This is a genomic window from Streptomyces sp. NPDC014891 (genome assembly GCF_043081085.1).
Taxonomy (GTDB): Bacteria; Actinomycetota; Actinomycetes; order Streptomycetales; family Streptomycetaceae; genus Streptomyces.
The window spans coordinates 65,500-83,204 of sequence record NZ_JBIBWF010000004.1 but is presented as its reverse complement, the minus strand read 5'-3'; the positions used below and the strand labels follow the sequence as shown (position 1 = coordinate 83,204).

Sequence of the window (17,705 nt, the reverse complement as noted above, 5' to 3'; positions counted from 1 at the left end):
CCGGCCGGCCGGGGGACTTCGACCGCCGAGCCGGCCCACCTACTCCTCGTTGATCATGTCGACATGTCCCGACGTCGGGAGGCTGGTGAACTCGCTGTCCCACCGCTCGCCGATCTCCCGCAGCTGCTCCGGTGTCGGTGTTCCGTGAGTGGCGTCGTTCAGCTCCGCCATCTCCGCGAAGAAGCCGTCCATGGCCGGGGAGGCGATGAAGAAGAACGTCACCGGTTCGTCGCAGGTGTTGTACGGACGGTGAACGGACCCGCGGGGGACCACCATGAACTCGCCCGCGCTCAGGTGGAACGTGTCCTCGTCGACGTCCAGGGTGAGTCGCCCGGAGGTGACGTGAAACGCCTCCTCGTGCTCGTGGTGGACGTGCGGGGGAGGACCGGGAGCGTGCGGTGCGTGGGTGTACTCGATGAGCGAGTAGGCGCCGTGGGTGACGTCGGCACCGAGCTTCACCGTCATGGGAGTGCCCGTGGGACCGGGGAAGGACGTGCCTCCACCGACCGGGATGATGCGGAGCTCGCTCACCGTGCATCCCTCCAGACCGCACCGAGACGTCATTGTCGATCGTCCCTCTCCGCACCGACGGCAGCAACATCGCGCGGTGCCCCGCATCGGATCGGACGGGGAGTCCCGCTCACGGGCATGGACGCCCCCCCCGCGAGCCCCGAGGCGCTCGCCGACGACCAACGCATGCCCCGCGTCACCGCATCCGCCGCCGGCCACCGTGGCATGGATGAGTGCTCGGCGGGCATTCGCTGCTCAAGCAAGACCACGACATTCCACGCGACAGACAGCGATGAGGGGAGTCCTGCATGAACAACGACATGTGGAGCTACGTTCCGACAGCCGGGCACGGCCCGGACAGTGACCTCACGGGGTACAAGGTCGAGGCCACCGACGGACAGATCGGCAAGGTCGACAAGCATTCGGACGTGGTCGCCGACCAGTACATCGTCGTCGACACCGGTGTATGGATCTTCGGCAAGGAAGTGCTGCTGCCTGCCGGTACCGTGACGGCCATCGACAACGAGGAACGCCGGATCCTGGTCTCGCTCACGAAGGAGCAGATCAAGAACGCCCCGGAGTTCGACAAGGAAAAGCATTTGGGCGACCCCGCCTACCGCGACCAGCTCGGCGGGTACTACGGGTCGGGCCACTGAGCCCGCTCCTGACCGGTCGGGGACACGAGGTCAGGAGCCCGATCCGACGGCCTCTCGGCTGGGCCGCACAAGAGGCTGTCACCGGATGGCTATCGCCGTCTGCGTGACTGCACGTACCAAGCTGCCACCAGACCGATCACGACGAGAACTATCAGTATCTTCATGGCGACATCCTGCCCCGGCGTGGTCGTCCCATGCTCCCGCCGGGGCCGGGGCCGGGGCCGGGGCCGGGGCCGGGGCCGGGGCCGGGGCCGGGGCGGTGCAGGCGCTGCCGGCACTGCCCACGTACTGCACCAGGACCGGACAGTCGTCGGGATCGGCCAGGTGGGTCAGTTGTGTGACGGTCTCCTCGCGACTCGGCGCCGCGGGACCGCCGTTCACGCGGTTGAGCACCCAGCACACCGAGCGGCTGTGGCTATCTTGCGGGGATGGACATTCCATCCTTCGACGAAATCCGCGCGATGCACCTGAAGCACTCGCCCCACGCCGAAGCATTCGAACTTGTCTTCACGCATTGCGAGATCGTCTGGAAGGTGGCCGAGCAGTTCATCTCCGTCTCGGACTGGGGCGTCGACCCTGATCTGGTACGAGCGGGCTGCCTGCTGCACGACATCGGGGTGTACCGCCTGTACGGCTCCGAGGGGCGAATCGACGTTCGGAACTACGTACGCCATGGACTGCTGGGACATGAAATCCTGGAATCCGAGGGCCTGCCGGAGGAGCTGTGCCGCTTCTGTTCGTGTCACACCGGGGTCGGGCTGAGCAAGGAAGACGTACTCACTCAAGGCCTCCCTCTGCCGCCGGCCGACTACATCGCAGTCACACCGGAGGAGCGACTGGTGATGTACGCCGACAAGTTCCACAGCAAGACCACACCGCCGAAGTTCGTCTCCCCGGACACCTACGCGACGTACGTGAGACGCTTCGGCCAGAACAAGGTCGAGGCATTCGCTGAACTGCGCGCACAGTTCGGAGACCCCGAACTGGAAGGCCTGGCCGCCTCCTACGGCCACCACCTGACCTGACGAACGGTCGGACGCAGCGAGGGGCGGGACGACCGGCTGACGTGATCTGGGCGGACTGTGCACGCCGGAACGCCCGCTGAGGCCGACCGTCGGAGATTCCGTCGAGCACCTGCTTGTCGACGGAGATCGGGTGGTCTTCTACGGCGGCTACGGCGAGGAGACGGATCGACTGGCTCACGGCAAGCTCACCGAATCATCGGTGGAGCCGACGGACGTCGCCGAACTCACCCTCCCTGACGGCACTGCCCCGGGCCGCCGACGGGTCGTCGCCAGAGGAAGCAGGATCTACGTCCAGGCCGAGCCGTGCACCGCGTGGGGCATGCTCGACCTGAGCAGCTGACTTCCGACGCCGGCTGGTCGCGTCAGCTGGGTGTCCTCCCCGATGACGACCTGATGGTGGGGGGTGGGGTTACGGCAAGATAGATCCAGTCCCGAGCTCGATGCCGGGGCCTGTGCGACCCACCCCCCATTGCCGCGAGTCCCTCAGGATCTCCGTCCGGCCCATCAAGGCTGTGATCGTATCCCGGGCCACTGACAACTGGGCCGATCCGAGGATCGACAACTACCAACTACTGGTACGGCAGTCGACCCGCCGGGTCGGCCAGCCCACGCGAGCTGGCCCTTCTGCACGACCGCACGCTGGTCAATGAGGCCGCAAGCAGGTCTACGGCACTCAGATGTGCCGCAGGCAATGATCCGCCGGACAGGCCCGCACCCCGCACGCGGAGTGAGGACGGCCGCACGGGCCGGCGGAAGCTGATCGACGGGAGCGATTGCGGACCCTACCTGTCCGCATCGAAGGTCATGGTGGGGGAGTGGCCGGAGAGGCCGGTGGCGAGAGACTCAAGGAGTCGGCATGACGTTTCTGGTGGCGGGCGCGACCGGCACGGTCGGGCGGCAGGTCGTGGCAGCGCTGCGGGAGGCCGGGGCGCCGGTGCGGGCGCTGACCCGGCGGCCCGGGGAGGCCGCGTTCGGCCGGGGGGTCGAGGTCGTCGGCGGCGATCTGACCGACGCGGCGTCGCTGGCGCCGGCATTGGACGGTGTGGCCGCCGTCCACCTGATCAACTTCGGCGGCGACGGCTACGCCCCGCTGGAGAACGGCGGCGAGCTGGTGGCGATGATCGAGGCCGCTGGGGTGCGCCGGGTGACCATGCTGGCCGGCTGGTCGGAGTCGACTCTGGAGCCGGCCGTGCGGGCGTCGGGTCTCGCGTGGACCACGGTGGCGCCGACCGAGATCATGGCCAACGCCCTGGAGTGGGCGGACGAGGTGCGCGCGGGACGGGTCGAGCGACCGTATGGGGACTCGCGTACCGCGATGGTGCACGAAGGGGACATCGGCGCGGTGGCGGCAACGGCGCTGCTGGAGGACGGGCACGCGGGGGAGGAGTACCTCCTCACCGGCCCGGAGCGCATCTCGCTGCGGGAGAAGATCGCCGTGCTGGGCTCGGCGGTCGGCCGTGAGGTGGAGTTCGTGGAGCTGACCCCGCACCAGGCGCGCGAGGCGATGCGGGCACAGGGCGTGCCGGAGGACATGATCGACTTCCAGCTGGAGGTGTTCGCCGAACCGCCGGTCGCGTACAACACCCCGAACGGCGTGGTCGAGAAGGTCACCGGACGGCCGGCGCGCACGTTCGCCCAGTGGGCGGAGCAGAACGCCACCGCGTTCCGGTGAGCGTCCTGCGGCCCGCTGCCGGCGTCGGCGGCGGGCCGCGGTCTTCGGTCTAGCCGGGCCGGACGGTGGTGACGGACGGCTCCGCCTGGTGACGGGGGCGAGCGCGCCACCCGTGCGCCGGGCACGCTCGTCGACCTGGCCGCCGCCGACTCGATGCCGTGCCCGGCCGGCGGCGGACTCTCCGGGACGGGCCCGGGACGCCGCGCGCGTCCGGGCCCGTCCCGCACCGTCCCAGGTCAGCGGACCCGGACGGAAGCGACCAGAGTGTTGAGGTCCGGCCACAGCTTCTTGTTCGTCTCCGGCAGTACGACCCACAGCACCGAGGGGCGGACCCGCCCGGTGTCGACCACGAGGACCGCGTTCAGGTCCCTCGTGGACGGCACCCCGCGCTTGTGGAAGTGGATCTCACTCACCAGCAGCCAGGCGTCGTGTCCGTCGACCTTCAGCGGCTGCGAGGCGACGTCGACCAGGATCGCCTGGTCACGGGGGTACTCGTAGCGCCGCCGCTCGTCCATCACCGCGCCCGCCACGCCACGCAGCTCCCCGGTGCCGCCGGCCGCGGCCATGATGTCCTCGTCGACCTGCGTGGACTTTACGAGTGCGCGCTGGCGCCCCTCCTGCTTGCGGGTGAAGCCGTCGAATACCGGATCCAGCGTCTGGCTCCGGTCCCACGTGCCGCCCAGCTCCGCGTACTCCAGGGAGGAGTCGGTGACGGTGCCGATGACCGGCGAGCCCTTGCCCGGGTAGTCCGGCACCTTGACGGTCCCGGTGAGCCGCCGCTCCTCGGGCAGCGGGGAGGCCCCGGGGGTGAGAGCGGGCACGGCGATGCCCCGCCGCGGGGCGTCCGCGGTGCTGCCCGCGCAGGTGGCGGACGAGGAGTCGGGTGTGCTGTGCGCCTGCTGGACCACCTTGCCGCCGACCAGCACGGTGCACGTGAGAGTGCCCCCTTCCTGGTACTCGCGGCTTTGAACGTCCAGATAGAAGTCGGCGCCCGCGGCCAGCTCGACGGTCTTGCGGTACGGCAGGACGACGAGCCCGTGGGTCTGGTGGTTGCCGTTCGCCTCCCCGACGATGAGGTTCACCGAGGGGTGGTCGCCCGTCGCGATGTAGGTGACCTGGACCCGCTGTGGTTCCTTGTCGGGGGATGCCCCGTCGTCGCTCGGGTCGCCGACGGCCAGGGCCAGGCCCACCGCGCCCAGCGTGACCACCTCGAAGAGGATCACCAGGGCGCCGACCAGGTAGAACCCGCCCGGGATCCGGTCGAAGGTCTTCCGGCCGCGGCCGGAGTGGAACGCGCGTCTCGGCTGGGATGTCTGCGTCATGTCGTCCTCCCCCTCACGCCCGGCCACTGCCGCCGGACCGGCGGTCGGCCGGCCCGTCGGCGAACCGCGTGGCCAGCAGCCCCGCCTCCCGCGCCTCGTCCAGCATCCGGTGCAGGTCCTGGAACCGCGACCGGTCGACGAGCCCCTCGATCTCGGCGACGGCCAGCTCGTCCCGCACCGTGTTCACCACCAGCTCGTGCATGTCCTCACCGAGTTGCTCCAACTCTCGTACGGCCTCCCACTCGCGGTACGCCGCATCCGCGGCACGGGTGTTCTCGGCGTACAGCTCCAGCGCCTCGACCCGCTCCTCCAGCGCACTCGACGACAGCCGCAGCGCCTGCCGCTGCGTCCGCAGCACCTCCTCCACGCGCGAGCCGGTGGCGTCCCCGGCAGCGGTGCGCACCCGCTGCGCCAGCCGGGTCAGCTCGGCCAGGCGCTGGGCGATCTCGTACTGCTGGGCCGGCAGCGTCACGTCGTTGGCGATGTCGTCCAGCAGCCCGTCCCGGTCGACCTGCGACTGGAGTACCGCCGTCACGGCGGCCTGGGCGCGCTCCATACGGCGCAGCGGCGAGTGGCCCAGCAGCTCGCGCAGGGAGTCGTCGCCGAAGTCCTCGGCCAGGTAGTAGCGTCCGTGGCGCAGCCGGGCCACCCGCTGCCGCTCGTCGGTCCCGCAGCCGAGGACGACGATCAGCAGCCAGGACAGCAGGTGCACGCCCACGACGGCCAGGACGAAGGCCTCGAACCCGAACCGGACCCCGACCCAGATCAGCCCCGCCTGCGCCGCGAGCCCGACGGCCAGGCCGGGCCACACGCCGATCAGCGCCCACAGGATCGTCACCGGCAGGAGCGCGCACACCGCGGATGCCCCCAAGGCCGTCCAGATGTCCGACCTCGTACGGCCGCCCAGTCCCGGCTCCTCGGGCAGCGGCCGCGTGGCCGGGAAGAGCCCGTCGGCGGACTTCTCCAGCAGCGCGCGCTCCGTCTTCTCAAGGGCCGGATCCACGACCGGCCGCAGCGCGATGTCCTGCGCCATTCAGCAACACCCCCACATGTCGGGGGAGATCGTGACACACGACGGAGGGGCTCTCCACGCCACCGCTGTTCCCGGCAGCTGACTGAGACGTGAACCACGGCCGCCGTCGGTCGACCCGGTACGCGTGCACCACATCTGCTCAAGTGGCGAGCACTCAGGCAGGGGCGTCGGATCAGGCCGCCGGCAACGGCAGGGCCCTCTGGTCCCAGCTCGGACACCCAGGGAGCAAGTAGCCCTCCGTGAGGCTCTGATGGGTCCTGGTCTGCCGTTCCTGCTACTGCGCCCTGTCACCCTCGCCCCCTGGCATCCCCGCCCCCTGGCATCCTTGCCCGGTAACCGCCCGCCAGGAAAGGGACCCCCGTGACCGTCACCGTCCACATCCCCGAAACCCTCCGCGACGAAGCCACCGCCATCTCCGCCGGCGCCGCCTACGCCCTGAAGACCCTGGCCCTCCAACTCGCCGAGAACCCCCGCCTCGGCACCCGCCACGGCCGCCTCGGCCTCTACCAGGCCGTCATCGACCACGAAGCATTCGACGACTGCCCCGAACTCACCATCAGCTATGCCTACGGCCCACCCCTCACGGGCCTCGACCACGTCGAGATCCGCGGCCTCGAAGCCCACGCCCCCCAGCACGCCCCCCGCCCCGCCCCGGTGCCGGTCCACCTCGCCGACCCCCGCACCGGCGAGCCGGCCGCCCGCGAAGTCCGCGACGCCTTCACGCGCATCACCTCCTGGCTCACCCACAACGCCCCCGCCACCCACCACTCCCTCCTCCCACCGGCCACCGGCACCGACCTCCACGCCCTGAAGGCCGACCTCGGCGTGCACATCCCCGCCGACCTCGACGCCCTGTGGTCCCAGTGCGCCGGACAGCGCGACGAACCCGGCACCGGCTTCCTCCCCGAACACGGATGGGCCCTCATGCCCCTGGAGTCGGTGCGCGAGGTCTACCACCGGCAGATGGCCTGGCAGGCCGAACACACCGGCGAAGCTCCCTTGTGGAAGCCCTCCTGGGTGCCGTTCGCCTCGTGGACGGCCACCGACACCAGCTACGGCCTCTACCTCGACACCGAAACCGGCGAGATCGGCTCCTGGGACAGGACCGCCGTCCGCACCGCCCAGGCCCGCACCCTCACCGTGCTCCTCGAAGAGACCGCCGATCGCCTGAGCCGTCCCACCCTCCACCCCGGCGCACAGCCCCGCGTCGAGGCCGGCGCCCTCATCTGGGGCAGCCCCTGAGCACCCGACCACACCCCGCACACGCCGAAGGCCCGGACAGGAGGAGACCTGTCCGGGCCCTCGACACAGAGAAGCGAGCGCTACGAGAACCCTACTTCTGCTTCCACTGGCACGTCGTGGCCACGCCCGTACAGTGGTTGAACCCGGGGGTGTCGATGAAGAACCCGTCCCCGTCGGTCAGACGCCACAGCTGCGGCTGAAGCTTGTGGAACGCCCCCTGGTTCTCCGAGGCGTTGATCGCAGCCCGCCCGCACCGCTCGGTGCCCTGCGGCCCCTTCGTCGCGTTGCGGATGTCCGCGAACAGACCGAACGACGTCGAGCCGTCACCGACCCCGTTGAACGACCAGTCCGTGTACAGCTGCGCGCACTGGTCGCCGTCGGTCACCTTGTTGACGCCGCCGGGGAAACCGCCGGACTCGTGTGTGGAGGCCGGGGCGTACTCGTCGCAGTCGGTCGCCGGGATCACCGGATCGGCCGCGTGCTTCGTCCACGACGTCGGGCACACCACCTTGCGCGAGTCGGTCGTCGACCACGGCTGCCCGGACGCGTTCTTCACCTTCGTGTCCGTGCCGAGGTAGTGCACGAGGCTGTCCCACTTCACCGAACCGGCATGGTCCGGCATCATCTCCTGCATCAGCCAGTAGTAGCCGCCGGCCGACGGGTAGGAGTTCGTGTCGACGGTGAACGTCGGCTTGAAGTACGGCAGCACACAGCCAGGGGTCACCGAACCACGCGAGATGTCGTCGCAGCGCGGCGCCAGCTCCTGTACCGCCGGAATCCCGGAGGACCCGAAGTCCGCGGTGGCATCGACCGAGTCGGACGCGTCGACGGTCGCGGTGATCTTCCACTCCAGGTCGATGGTCTCCTTGCCCGTACCCAGCCAGCGCGTCACCACGGTGCCCCACGCACCCCGGTAGTCCTGGGCCGCGTCGTAGTCCCAGTTCGCCTCGGTTATGGGGTTGGCGCCGTCGTCGGTCCACTGCACCGGCGCCACGTCACACGCCGAGCAGGAGGAGTCCACGTCCCACGTCATCGTGACCCCTTCGAGGGCCTGGTCGATGAACGTGGGGATGATGACGAGCTGCTGGTCGAACTCGGCGAAGTCGCTCTGCGACTCGCTCTTGTTGCGGTAGGTCTTGATCCGCTGTTCGAACAGGAAGTTGCCCCTGCCGATCGCGGGCTTCTTCGGGTCGGCGTCGAAGAACCACAGCTCGCCCTCACCCAAGGTCTTCAGGCAGGCCTCGGTGCGGTTCATGTAGTCCTTGCCCTCGGGCGCATCGGTGCACCACTTGACCAGGTCCACCGCCTCGTTGCCGCCCGGCGTCCCCGCGGCGGCTGCGGCACCGGCCGCCCCCTTCGCCGCCTTCTTCGACATCCGGGCGCCGTCGTCACCGTCGAGGTCGACGGCCGTCTTCCTCGACTTCCCCGGCGCCGGCGCCTTCGGGTCCTTCGGGGCATCCGCCTTGGACAGGGTGAAGCACACCGTCCTCCCGGAGCCGTCGACCTGCGAGCAGTCCTCCTTGTCGAAGTCGGACCGCTTCGGCTCCTCCTCCGCGGAAGCCGGCGCCGACGGGGAAGCGGACTTCGCGGCCGGCGACGCGGCGGGGGTGGCCGAACCGTCCGGATCGGTCCGCGTGAACTCGATCGTCTGCTGCTCGGTCGAGTCGATCGGCGCGTCCGTCATCCCCGAGGGGAACATGACGTACGGCTCGATGCGGAACTTCGCCCACGGCGACCAGGTCGTCTCGTACAACGACCCGTCGAAGGCGTTGGTGTGGAACAGGTAGTCGGTACGAGGCTTGAGGACGCCGTAGTCGACCTGCATCTTCGCCGTCGCACCCGAGGCCGTGTACGGCGAGACGAGCACGCCGTAGGGGTTGGCGTCGGTGAGCTTGACCTTCTTGTCTGGAGTGCCGTCCGCCTTCGCCGTCCACACCTCGAACGTCAGCGTCGACTTGTCCCCGTCCGCGTCGGTCACCGTGTTCTGGAGGACGACCTCCGGCGCGATGACCCGCCACGCGGATCCGACCTTCTTGAACTGCGGACCGGCCGACGGCGCGGTACCCGACTTCGGCCGCGACCCGGCCAGAGCCGCCCGCGCCCCCTTCTGCGTCTTCTCTGGCCCATGTACCTGCGGGGGCGCCGGAACCTCGGTGGCCACCTGAGGCGCGGCCGTGGCGGTCGTACCGCCTGCGAGAACGGCAAGGACGGCACCGGCTGCGAGGCAGCGTAGTGTCGTCGTTAAGCGTTGGCGTCGCAACGATCCTCCTGATGAGGTCATGACAATGTCGACGCCAAGATCATCACGAGCAGACCTGCGGGCCAACCCACAAGATCACCATGTTGCGCGGCCCGCACTCGTAGAGTCACACAACGACCCCCGGGGACCTCGCGTGTTCCATGACCCGGACCCGAGAAGGGTCCGGCCTGGGGGCATCGGTGCGGCGAGAAGTGCGACTTCGCCTCATCCGGGCCGGGGTTGGAGGGTCAGGGCGGTGCCGGTCGACATATCGTGCGCGGCGACTGCCTGCAGCAATTCCCGGTGCCGGAGTCCGGAGGCCGGCGCATGTCGATGCGCGCCACAGCCGTCCCCGCCCGGCATGACTCTGACCACCCCGCCCCGTGCTCACCGGAACGAGGCGGGCACGGAACGGCCGGCCGGTTCCCGCGCCTCGGGCAGCTGTGACAGCTCAGTCCTGTGTCCGGCGGGCGGGATCGGCGTGCGACAGGAGGAACTCGGTCGCCCCGGCGATGGCCTCGGCGGAGGAGGCGTGGACCGCCTCGGACTCCTTCTCCTGCTGGTCCGCGGCGGTGGCGGTGAACCACCAGGCGTCGGCATCCGGGTCGTGGTGGATGACGGCGATGCCGCCCGCGTACCTCAGCGGGACGGACTCGCCGGCAGCCTTCTTGGCCACTGCGTGCGGCCACTTGAGGCGGGCCGACTGGCGCTTGATGCCGCCCCAGGCCGCGCCCAGCTGCGCGTAGTTGGCTCCGCTGCGGCCGGCGACGGTGGCTGCGCTCTCGGCCAGTCGGTCAACGGACAGTTTGGCTTCGTACAGCGACCTCAGCATGGCCAGCTGCACATCGGGGGCGGCCGTGAGCGCGGTGTCGAAGGGCTTGCCGGCGGCGCGATAGGCGAGAGCGCGGGTCGAGATCCCCTCTGCCAGTGCCCGGACCGCCTCCAGCACCTTGTCGTCCATGGCGAACGAGTCGCCCTCGGTGGGCTCGGACCAGGCGGGCTCTACCAGAGTCATCGCGGCGGTCCAGAAGTTCTCGTCGTTCCTGTCAGGGGTCGGGATCACATCGTCCATGCGACAAGATTACCTGTCGCGATCGTGCGTGACAAGTAAAACTGTCGACTGTCGGGCGGAATGCTCAGGTGGGATGCCTCGACGGCCGGCCGGACCACTATCCGGCGAGCGCGTACGGCGCCCCTCACGTTGCAGCCCCAACACCGCCCTCGCCGTCTCGCACTGGCGAGAGCAGGCATGATCCTTCCCTCTGGCATTGCCATTGAACATGTTCAATAATCTGTTCCTGAGGTGGTCGGGCTCACCGTGCTCCGTGTCGTGGTGAGCGTGCGGATGGCGTGTGTCGGACCCCTCTCCCTGCTCTTCGAGGAATGGTGGCGATCTGTCATGAGTGCTCGGCGCACCGTCCGTGCCGGCCGGAAGGCGACTGTGCTCGCCTACCTCTACGTCGGGTTCATCGCGGCGGTGTCCGCGGTCCGCGGGATGGCCGGAGCCCACAGCGACCAGACCCAGGCTGTCCTGTTCTTCCTGTCCTTTCCGGGCTCCCTCCTCGTCACCGCCTTTCTTCTCCTGCCTCTTGGTGCTCTCGCGGGCGGCAGTGGCGGTGCTGAGACCGTCAGCCCGTACGGATCGATGCTCTACCTCGTCGGCGGTGCCGCCCTCAACGTCCTCGTCGCCTGTGCGGCGGTGAAGGCCTTCGGGTGTCTGCGGAACGCCCGCCGATCTGACTGACGCCAGGCCGCGAGCGTCGTGGGGACGCAGGCGCTGCCCGGGCGGTTGCCCGATCAACACGGGGCTGTTCTTGCTCGCGGTGGGAGATCCGGGCGTCCCCGTTCTTGTAGACGGCGTCGAAGACGGTGTCCGCTGCCGCCGTGAGCGCCTGTGGTGTCGCCGGCGGACGAGCCACCTTCGCCGTCAACTCGGCCTGGCGGCAGCGCGCTCCTCTGTGTCGGTCACCTGTCGAGGAGCGGTCGGGTCATGGGTGACGGGTGGCTGGAATGGCGATGTGACGCTGACCGGATAGCGACGGACAGTGGTGGCGGCCACCCTGCACTTTCGGTCGTGGCGAATGCCCGGTTCATGACTTTCGCTGCTTTCAGTCGTCGATCAAATCCGGAATCGACCCCTAAACGGTGCGAACGAACGTCATGCGGAGGGTCTGGTTCCTGGCCGTGTGCGAAGGAAGATCGCGGGCAGGGCGGCGGATCCATGGCCCTGGCGTGACAGTTTGTGTGCGCTCGGTGGCCAGTGGGGTCACCGGTGCGCGCATCCTGTGGGGGGATCCTTGTGAACTCGCGTGTCTCGGGCACGCCTTCGTGGCGTGCCCGCAAGAAGACCGCTCGGCTGGCCACGCTGGCCGTGATCACTACCGGCGCTCTGGCCCTGTCCTCGCTCCCGGCCGCGACCGCGGTCGCCGCCGGGCAGGAGGGGGCGCCTGCCTCGTCCGCCTGGGGCCGGGACGGTGGCGAACCCGTCGTGCCGGAGGTGCCGGTGGGTACCAACGCACCGGTGCCCAGTGAGCCGTCGGCCGCTCCGTCGCCGGAGGAGGCCGCCTGGCGCGCGGCCCAGAAGCAGCGCCGTGACGGCGGCGGGCCGCAGAAGTCGGCGCGCTCGGAGCTGGGGGTGCTGACGTTCGTGCCCGAGGGCCAGGGTGAGGTGCCCTGGCACCGCTACTCCGACACCCGCCTGACCGACGCCCTGGTGGCACGGGTGAACCTGTCCAACGGCAACCTGATGCTGGCCGCGACCGACCTCGACATCGCCGGAGTCGGCCAGAAGCTGCAGCTGACCCGGACCTACAACTCCTTCACCGGCCCGTACGGGCAGGTGGAGAACTGGTGGCAGGGCTACGAACGGCGCCTGGACCCGATGTTCACCGACGAGGTGGTCCACTACGACGCAACCGGTGCCACGGCGCGCTTCACCAAGAACGCCGACGGCACGCTCGCCACGCCGCCCGGGTACAGCAAGGACCTGAAGAAGAACGCGGACGGCACGTACACGCTGACGGACCGCAAGTCGGGTTCGAAGGACACCTACTCCTCCGACGGCGACCTGACGAAGGTCACCGACAGGAACAACGGGACGATCACCGTCACCCGGCACGAGCAGAACGCCGAGAACACCGGCTTCAAGCTCACCGAGGCGCGTTCGGGCCGCTGGGTCGACCTCGTCAAGCAGGACGGGACACACTGGCAGGCCGCCGACAACGCCGGCCGTACCGTCTCCTACGAGCTGTCCGCACCGGACGCAGCCGGCGAGGGCGGCGGAAACCTGGTCAAGTCCACCGACGCCGACGGCAAGTCCACCCTGTACACCTACGACTCCTCGAACCGGGTCGCGAAGATCACCACTCCCCGGGGCAACGAGACCCTGTTCCACTACGACGCGCAGAACCGCGTCGTCTCCATGCAGCGGTCGACCACCAGCGGCGGCGGCCCGACCTGGACGTACTCGTACAACACCGCGTACCCCTGGCAGGCAGGCACCACGACCGCGGTGGACCCGGACGGTGACACCACCGTCCACACCCACAACGCGGACGGTGAGATCACCAAGGTCACCGACCCGCTGGGCCACAACCGCTCCACCACCTACCAGAACCGCCTGACGCAGACGGCGACCGACGCGATGGGCACCGGCACCGGCGGGACGGGGGGCAACGTCACGACCTACGGCTGGGACGCGCGCAACAACCCGACCTCCGCCACGCTGCCCACCGGCGCGAACGCGTCCGCCCAGTACCAGACGGTCGCCGGCACCGACCTGCCGACCAGCATGAGCGACGCCGACGGGCGCAAGGACACCTACGCCTACGACACGGCGGGCAACACGCTGTCGGTGACCACCAGCGGCACCGAGGGCGGGCAGCGCTCCTACACCTACAACCCCGCGACCCCGACCTGCGGCGGGTTCCAGGGTCAGCGCTGCACCGCGAAGGACGCCAACGGCAAGACGACCTCCTTCGCCTACGACACCAAGGGCAACCTGACCAAGGTCACCCCGCCCGCACCCCTCGGCGTCACCACCTACACCTACGACGCCCTGGGCCGCACCGCCACCTCCACCGACGGCCGCGGCGTCAAGACCCTCTACACCTACGACCTCCGCGACCGGATCACCAAGACGGACACCTCCGGCTACGCCACCGTCACCTACACCTACGACGCCGACGGCAACATCGCCTCACGCACCGACGGCACCGGAACCACCAGCTGGATCTTCGACACGCTGAACCGCGAGACGATCCGCACCCTCCAGGACGGCTCCACCACCACTCTCGCCTACACCCCCGGCGGCGGCGAGGTCGACTGGTACACCGACCCGAACGGCAAGACCGACTACACCTGGGACAAGGCCGGCCGCCTGACCGAACTGCTGGACCCGGCGGGCAAGAAGACCACCTACGAGTACAACAACAACGACAAGCGCACCAAGACCACCTACCCCGGCGGCACCACCCAGAGCATCACCCTGGACCCCTCCAACCGTCCCACCGCGATCAAGACGGTCTCCGGCACCACCACCCTGGTCGACCTCGCCTACACCTACAAGTACGGCACCGGCGGCACGACCGACGGCACCAAGATCCGCACCCGCAAGGACAACACCACCCAGGTCACCACCACCTACGGTTACGACAGCCAGGGACGACTGAGGAACGCCGACGCCCAGAAGACCGGCGAGACCCCCGTCTCCTGGAGCTACTCCTACGACAAGGCCGGAAACCTCCTCACCGGCAGCACCATCGGCAACACGAGCTACGGCTACAACGACGCCTCCCAGCTCACCTCCAAGGACGGCGTGACCACGGGCTGGTCCTACGACAAGGTGGGCAACGAGACCTCCGCCGCACCCTCAGGCGGCACCGCCCGCACCAGCGAGACCTGGACCGACCACAGCCAGCTGAAGTCCATCAGCACCGCCGGCACCGCCCGGGCCCTGACCCACGCGGGCACCGACAACACCGAACGCACCAACCTCGCCGGCACGGCCTTCCACCACACCGCGCTCGGCCTGACCGGCACCACCACCGCCGGAGCCGACACCGGATTCATCCGCGAACCCGCGGGCACACTCAACTCCGTGCGCAACGGCGGCAAGTCCTCCTACTACCTCACCGATGCCACCGGCAACGTCCTGGGCCTGGTCGACGAGGCCGGCAAGCGCACCCACACCTACGCCTACACCCCCTACGGCACCGCCCACAGCAACCCCGTCGAATCGTTCACCCAGCCCTACCGCTACGCCGGCGCCTACCTCGACCCCACCGGCCTGTACAAGATGGGCGCCCGCTACTACGACCCCCACCTCGGCCGCTTCACCCAGCCCGACCCCTCCGGACAGGAGGCCAACCCCTACCTCTACGCCGAAGGCGACCCCGTCAACCGGATCGACCCCACAGGGCTGGCGGCGTGGGACGCCCTCGGGCCGATCGGCGATCTCGTACAGGCCGGCACTCACCTCGCGGAAGGCGACACCAGCGCACTGTGGGGCGATGTCGCAGGCTTCGCTGCAGGCGCTGTAGCGGGAACTCTGTGCGGTGCGGCAGTAGCCGCGACGGCTGCGCCGACGCTCGGGGCATCCATCGGGGCCACCGCGGGCTGCTACGCGATCTCCTGGAGCGCGAGTCAGATCGCTCAAATGCCCTTCCAGTAAACCAGCGCCGCCCTCCGGGGGTCAGCGACCCTGACCCCCGGAGCCACCGGCAGCGTCGAGAGAACGAGGTGTGGAAATTGGAGCAGGTGAACATCTCCTTGCAGCGCAAGGCGCGCGTCAGGAAGCTCGTGAACATCGTGCGTGTGCTGGTCGTAGCGACGGTCGCGCTGTCCGTCTACCTGATGGTCGCCGGCATGGTCGCCGGCGGCGTGACACTGCTCGTCATGATGGGCATCGCTTGGGCAGTGTCCGAGATGGTGCTGCGCAAAGCCGACTCCTGAGCCGGTACCTGTCACGTCCGCTGCGGAGATGACGGATCCCGCAGTCCCCGCCCGCGACGCCTCTGCCGGGGGCCTTGCGACAGCCTGCCGCGCTGGGGGTGGGTTCTGCGGCCCGCCGGGCCGTGGCTGCGGTCCCGTCCGACCGGGCGGGACCGCGTGCCGTATCCGCGAGGGAGGAGTCACACCCGGGCGCGGCGGTGCTTCTCGGCCAGGAGCGAGGTGACGCCCAGGGCCGCCGTGAGCGTCGTGCACAGCACGATGGCGACGCCGGAGTCGGTGAACTTCAGCGCGGCCGCCGACAGCAGACTGGCCACGCCGTAGCCGGCCCCGGCCGCCGCGTACAGCAGGGAGAAGCCCGTGGCCCAGACCCGTTCCGGCAGCTGCTCCTGCAGCGTGAGGTTACGGATGATCAGCAGGGGGCTGTAGAGCAGACCGGCCACGGCGAAGGCCGCCGCATAGCTCCACGGGGTACGGGTCCACGCGGGCAGCGTGAGGACCGCGGCCATCGTCAGGAGGAGCACCAGGGACTGTGTCTGCGCGCTGCCGGGCCAGCGGCGGCCGCCGTACACGAGACCGGACAGTACGCTCGCGACGGCGAAGGCGGTCAGCACCGGTCCGGCCAGGGCTTCCGAGGAGCCGATGTCGGTCAGCCGTGCGGGCAGGACGACGTCCACGGTGCCGACGAGGAACATGATCCCGGCGGACAGCACGGCGGTGGGCCACATCAGACGGAGGACCTCCACCGCACTCTCCGTGGGAGCGTCGTCGGGGCTGGGCTGCGGGAGCGAGCGGTGCGGGATGCGGGAGGCGAACAAGGCCGGGAGACCGGAGAGCACGGCGAGCACGACGACGGCACCCACCGCGGACACCTGGACGTACAGCAGGGACACCAGAGGCGGTCCGAACGCCCACACGCTCTGGTTCAAAGAGCTCTCCAGACTGAGCGCGGTGCGCCGCAGGTGCGGTTCGGCGGTCGCCGCGAGCTGGGCGCGCAGGCCGCCCGGAGCCCCGGCGGCGGCCGCCCCCGCCAGCGCGGCCAGGACGGCGAGCACGGGGATCGGCGCGCTCGACGCCAGTGCGGCCAGGGCGGCGAACGCAGCGGCCTCCAGCAGCAGGGCCAGACGCAACTGCCCGACGAACGGCCGGGTGTCGAAACGGCGCCCCATCAGCGGCGCGCCCGCAGCCTCCCCCAGAGCGTGGGCCGCGGCGAGGAGACCGCCGGCGGCGAAGGAACTGGTGGCGTGCCCGAGCAGGACTAGGGCCAGCGGGGCCATGACGACGGGCGCCCGGACGAGGGCCGCGGCGGTGTACCAGATGCGGTTGCCGGGGCCGGCGAGGACGGCGCGGTAGGTGGGTGCGGGTTCGGTGGTGGTCATGAAGTACCAGCCCAGTCATTGCGGGAACATATGTATGTGGTCTTCGTTTGGCCGGGTCTACGCTGGTGGTATGGCAGTGACTGCGGTAAGCCCGGAGAGTGAGGAGCTACGGATCCTCCTGAACAGCTGGCTCATTCCGAACGACACGAGGCAGCCGACGGAGACGCTGCCGCAGCTCATGCGTGATGCGCGGGGATGGGTCGCTTCCTTTCCTTCGGTGGCCGTGCCCGGGGCGGGCGAGCGGACGGAGTTCCTGCGGCTGCGGGACGACCTGCGGGCTGATGTCGCCGACCGCTCCTGCGCGCGGCTGGACGTGTGGCTGACGGACCGTCCCCAGGCGGTGGGGCTCGCCGCGGACGGCTCTCTCGTCTTCCGCGGCCGGTCGGGCTGTGTGGAGGGACTGCTGCGGCTGGCCGTACGGGTCGTGGCCCAGGGCCGCTGGCGACGGTTGCGGATGTGCCCCGACTGCCGCTGGGTCTTCTTCGACCAGTCGCGCAACAACTCCCGTACCTGGTGCAGCATGACCGCCGGCGAGACGGGCCGGGCCTGCGGCAGCATCGCCAAGGTGCGGCGGATGCGCGGCCGCAGGGCCGGGCAGCCGCAGACCTCGTGAGCGGGGGCCGGTACCGGGGGCGGGGCACCGTCGAGCGTGCCCCGCCCCCGGTACCGGCGTCAGAC

15 protein-coding genes and 1 pseudogene are annotated in these 17,705 nt (G+C 69.8%); 9 read left to right on the top strand and 7 right to left on the bottom strand.

Going from position 1 to position 17,705, the window contains the following annotated elements; all coding sequences use genetic code 11:
* Positions 1-39: 39 nt before the first annotated feature.
* The gene (locus ACF09E_RS12235) at positions 40-531 is read right to left on the bottom strand and encodes a cupin domain-containing protein (RefSeq protein ID WP_392205094.1); all 492 of its coding nucleotides are present in this window, start codon (positions 529-531) and stop codon (positions 40-42) included.
* Positions 532-818: 287 nt separating this feature from the next.
* Here ACF09E_RS12235 and ACF09E_RS12230 point away from each other — a divergent pair, with 287 nt between their 5' ends.
* A complete protein-coding gene (locus ACF09E_RS12230; protein ID WP_392205093.1) occupies positions 819-1,166 on the top strand; it encodes a PRC-barrel domain-containing protein in 348 nt (115 codons plus the stop codon).
* A gap of 315 nt (positions 1,167-1,481) precedes the next feature.
* Here ACF09E_RS12230 and ACF09E_RS12225 read toward each other — a convergent pair.
* Positions 1,482-1,562 (bottom strand): annotated as a pseudogene (locus ACF09E_RS12225) (MarR family transcriptional regulator); the annotation flags it as partial.
* 32 nt (positions 1,563-1,594) lie between these two features.
* On the opposite strand from ACF09E_RS12225, the gene ACF09E_RS12220 reads away from it, so the two are divergent.
* The 3 genes from ACF09E_RS12220 to ACF09E_RS12210 all read left to right on the top strand — a co-directional run bounded on the left by ACF09E_RS12220 (position 1,595) and on the right by ACF09E_RS12210 (position 3,863).
* On the top strand, positions 1,595-2,191 hold the full coding sequence (locus tag ACF09E_RS12220; RefSeq protein WP_392205092.1) for an HDIG domain-containing metalloprotein: 597 nt from the start codon (positions 1,595-1,597) through the stop codon (positions 2,189-2,191).
* 130 nt (positions 2,192-2,321) lie between these two features.
* On the top strand, positions 2,322-2,531 hold the full coding sequence (locus ACF09E_RS12215) for a hypothetical protein (protein WP_392205091.1): 210 nt from the start codon (positions 2,322-2,324) through the stop codon (positions 2,529-2,531).
* A 516-nt stretch (positions 2,532-3,047) separates the two neighbouring features.
* Positions 3,048-3,863: an NmrA family NAD(P)-binding protein gene (locus ACF09E_RS12210; RefSeq protein WP_392205090.1), complete on the top strand. Its 816-nt coding sequence runs from the start codon at positions 3,048-3,050 to the stop codon at positions 3,861-3,863.
* Between the two features lie 236 nt (positions 3,864-4,099).
* Here the strand turns inward: ACF09E_RS12210 and ACF09E_RS12205 are convergent, their stop codons facing one another.
* Both ACF09E_RS12205 and ACF09E_RS12200 read right to left on the bottom strand, forming a co-directional pair.
* Positions 4,100-5,185 carry a hypothetical protein gene (locus ACF09E_RS12205; RefSeq protein WP_392205089.1) on the bottom strand — a complete coding sequence of 362 codons (1,086 nt, stop codon included), beginning with the start codon at positions 5,183-5,185 and terminating at the stop codon, positions 4,100-4,102.
* A 13-nt stretch (positions 5,186-5,198) separates the two neighbouring features.
* Complete coding sequence (locus tag ACF09E_RS12200; protein WP_392205088.1) at positions 5,199-6,218, bottom strand: hypothetical protein; 1,020 nt, start codon at positions 6,216-6,218, stop codon at positions 5,199-5,201.
* Positions 6,219-6,578: 360 nt separating this feature from the next.
* On the opposite strand from ACF09E_RS12200, the gene ACF09E_RS12195 reads away from it, so the two are divergent.
* Positions 6,579-7,460, top strand: coding sequence for an SMI1/KNR4 family protein (locus ACF09E_RS12195; RefSeq protein ID WP_392205087.1), 882 nt, complete (start codon positions 6,579-6,581; stop codon positions 7,458-7,460).
* Positions 7,461-7,551: 91 nt separating this feature from the next.
* On the opposite strand, the gene ACF09E_RS12190 is transcribed toward ACF09E_RS12195, so the two are convergent.
* A complete protein-coding gene (locus ACF09E_RS12190; protein ID WP_392205086.1) occupies positions 7,552-9,621 on the bottom strand; it encodes a hypothetical protein in 2,070 nt (689 codons plus the stop codon).
* Between the two features lie 529 nt (positions 9,622-10,150).
* Complete coding sequence (locus ACF09E_RS12185; RefSeq protein WP_392205085.1) at positions 10,151-10,771, bottom strand: hypothetical protein; 621 nt, start codon at positions 10,769-10,771, stop codon at positions 10,151-10,153.
* A 327-nt stretch (positions 10,772-11,098) separates the two neighbouring features.
* Between ACF09E_RS12185 and ACF09E_RS12180 the strand changes: the two genes are divergently transcribed.
* The 3 genes from ACF09E_RS12180 (at position 11,099) to ACF09E_RS12170 (ending at position 15,651) form a co-directional block, all read left to right on the top strand.
* Positions 11,099-11,443 carry a hypothetical protein gene (locus ACF09E_RS12180; protein ID WP_392205084.1) on the top strand — a complete coding sequence of 115 codons (345 nt, stop codon included), beginning with the start codon at positions 11,099-11,101 and terminating at the stop codon, positions 11,441-11,443.
* 627 nt (positions 11,444-12,070) lie between these two features.
* On the top strand, positions 12,071-15,370 hold the full coding sequence (locus ACF09E_RS12175) for an RHS repeat-associated core domain-containing protein (RefSeq protein WP_392205083.1): 3,300 nt from the start codon (positions 12,071-12,073) through the stop codon (positions 15,368-15,370).
* Positions 15,371-15,438: 68 nt separating this feature from the next.
* Entirely contained in the window at positions 15,439-15,651 is a 213-nt protein-coding gene (locus ACF09E_RS12170; RefSeq protein WP_392205082.1) for a hypothetical protein, read from the top strand.
* A 179-nt stretch (positions 15,652-15,830) separates the two neighbouring features.
* Here the strand turns inward: ACF09E_RS12170 and ACF09E_RS12165 are convergent, their stop codons facing one another.
* On the bottom strand, positions 15,831-17,027 hold the full coding sequence (locus ACF09E_RS12165) for an MFS transporter (RefSeq protein ID WP_392205081.1): 1,197 nt from the start codon (positions 17,025-17,027) through the stop codon (positions 15,831-15,833).
* A gap of 217 nt (positions 17,028-17,244) precedes the next feature.
* Between ACF09E_RS12165 and ACF09E_RS12160 the strand changes: the two genes are divergently transcribed.
* Positions 17,245-17,640: a CGNR zinc finger domain-containing protein gene (locus ACF09E_RS12160; RefSeq protein WP_392205080.1), complete on the top strand. Its 396-nt coding sequence runs from the start codon at positions 17,245-17,247 to the stop codon at positions 17,638-17,640.
* Positions 17,641-17,705 lie beyond the last annotated feature (65 nt).

What these genes read in the sequence shown, in the direction of transcription:
- ACF09E_RS12230 (WP_392205093.1), top strand. Translation starts at nt 819, where the DNA reads ATGAACAACGACATGTGGAGCTACGTTCCGACAGCCGGGCACGGCCCG.
- ACF09E_RS12220 (WP_392205092.1), top strand. Translation starts at nt 1,595, where the DNA reads ATGGACATTCCATCCTTCGACGAAATCCGCGCGATGCACCTGAAGCAC.
- ACF09E_RS12210 (WP_392205090.1), top strand. Translation starts at nt 3,048, where the DNA reads ATGACGTTTCTGGTGGCGGGCGCGACCGGCACGGTCGGGCGGCAGGTC.
- ACF09E_RS12205 (WP_392205089.1), bottom strand. Translation starts at nt 5,185, where the DNA reads ATGACGCAGACATCCCAGCCGAGACGCGCGTTCCACTCCGGCCGCGGC.
- ACF09E_RS12200 (WP_392205088.1), bottom strand. Translation starts at nt 6,218, where the DNA reads ATGGCGCAGGACATCGCGCTGCGGCCGGTCGTGGATCCGGCCCTTGAG.
- ACF09E_RS12185 (WP_392205085.1), bottom strand. Translation starts at nt 10,771, where the DNA reads ATGGACGATGTGATCCCGACCCCTGACAGGAACGACGAGAACTTCTGG.
- ACF09E_RS12180 (WP_392205084.1), top strand. Translation starts at nt 11,099, where the DNA reads ATGAGTGCTCGGCGCACCGTCCGTGCCGGCCGGAAGGCGACTGTGCTC.
- ACF09E_RS12165 (WP_392205081.1), bottom strand. Translation starts at nt 17,027, where the DNA reads ATGACCACCACCGAACCCGCACCCACCTACCGCGCCGTCCTCGCCGGC.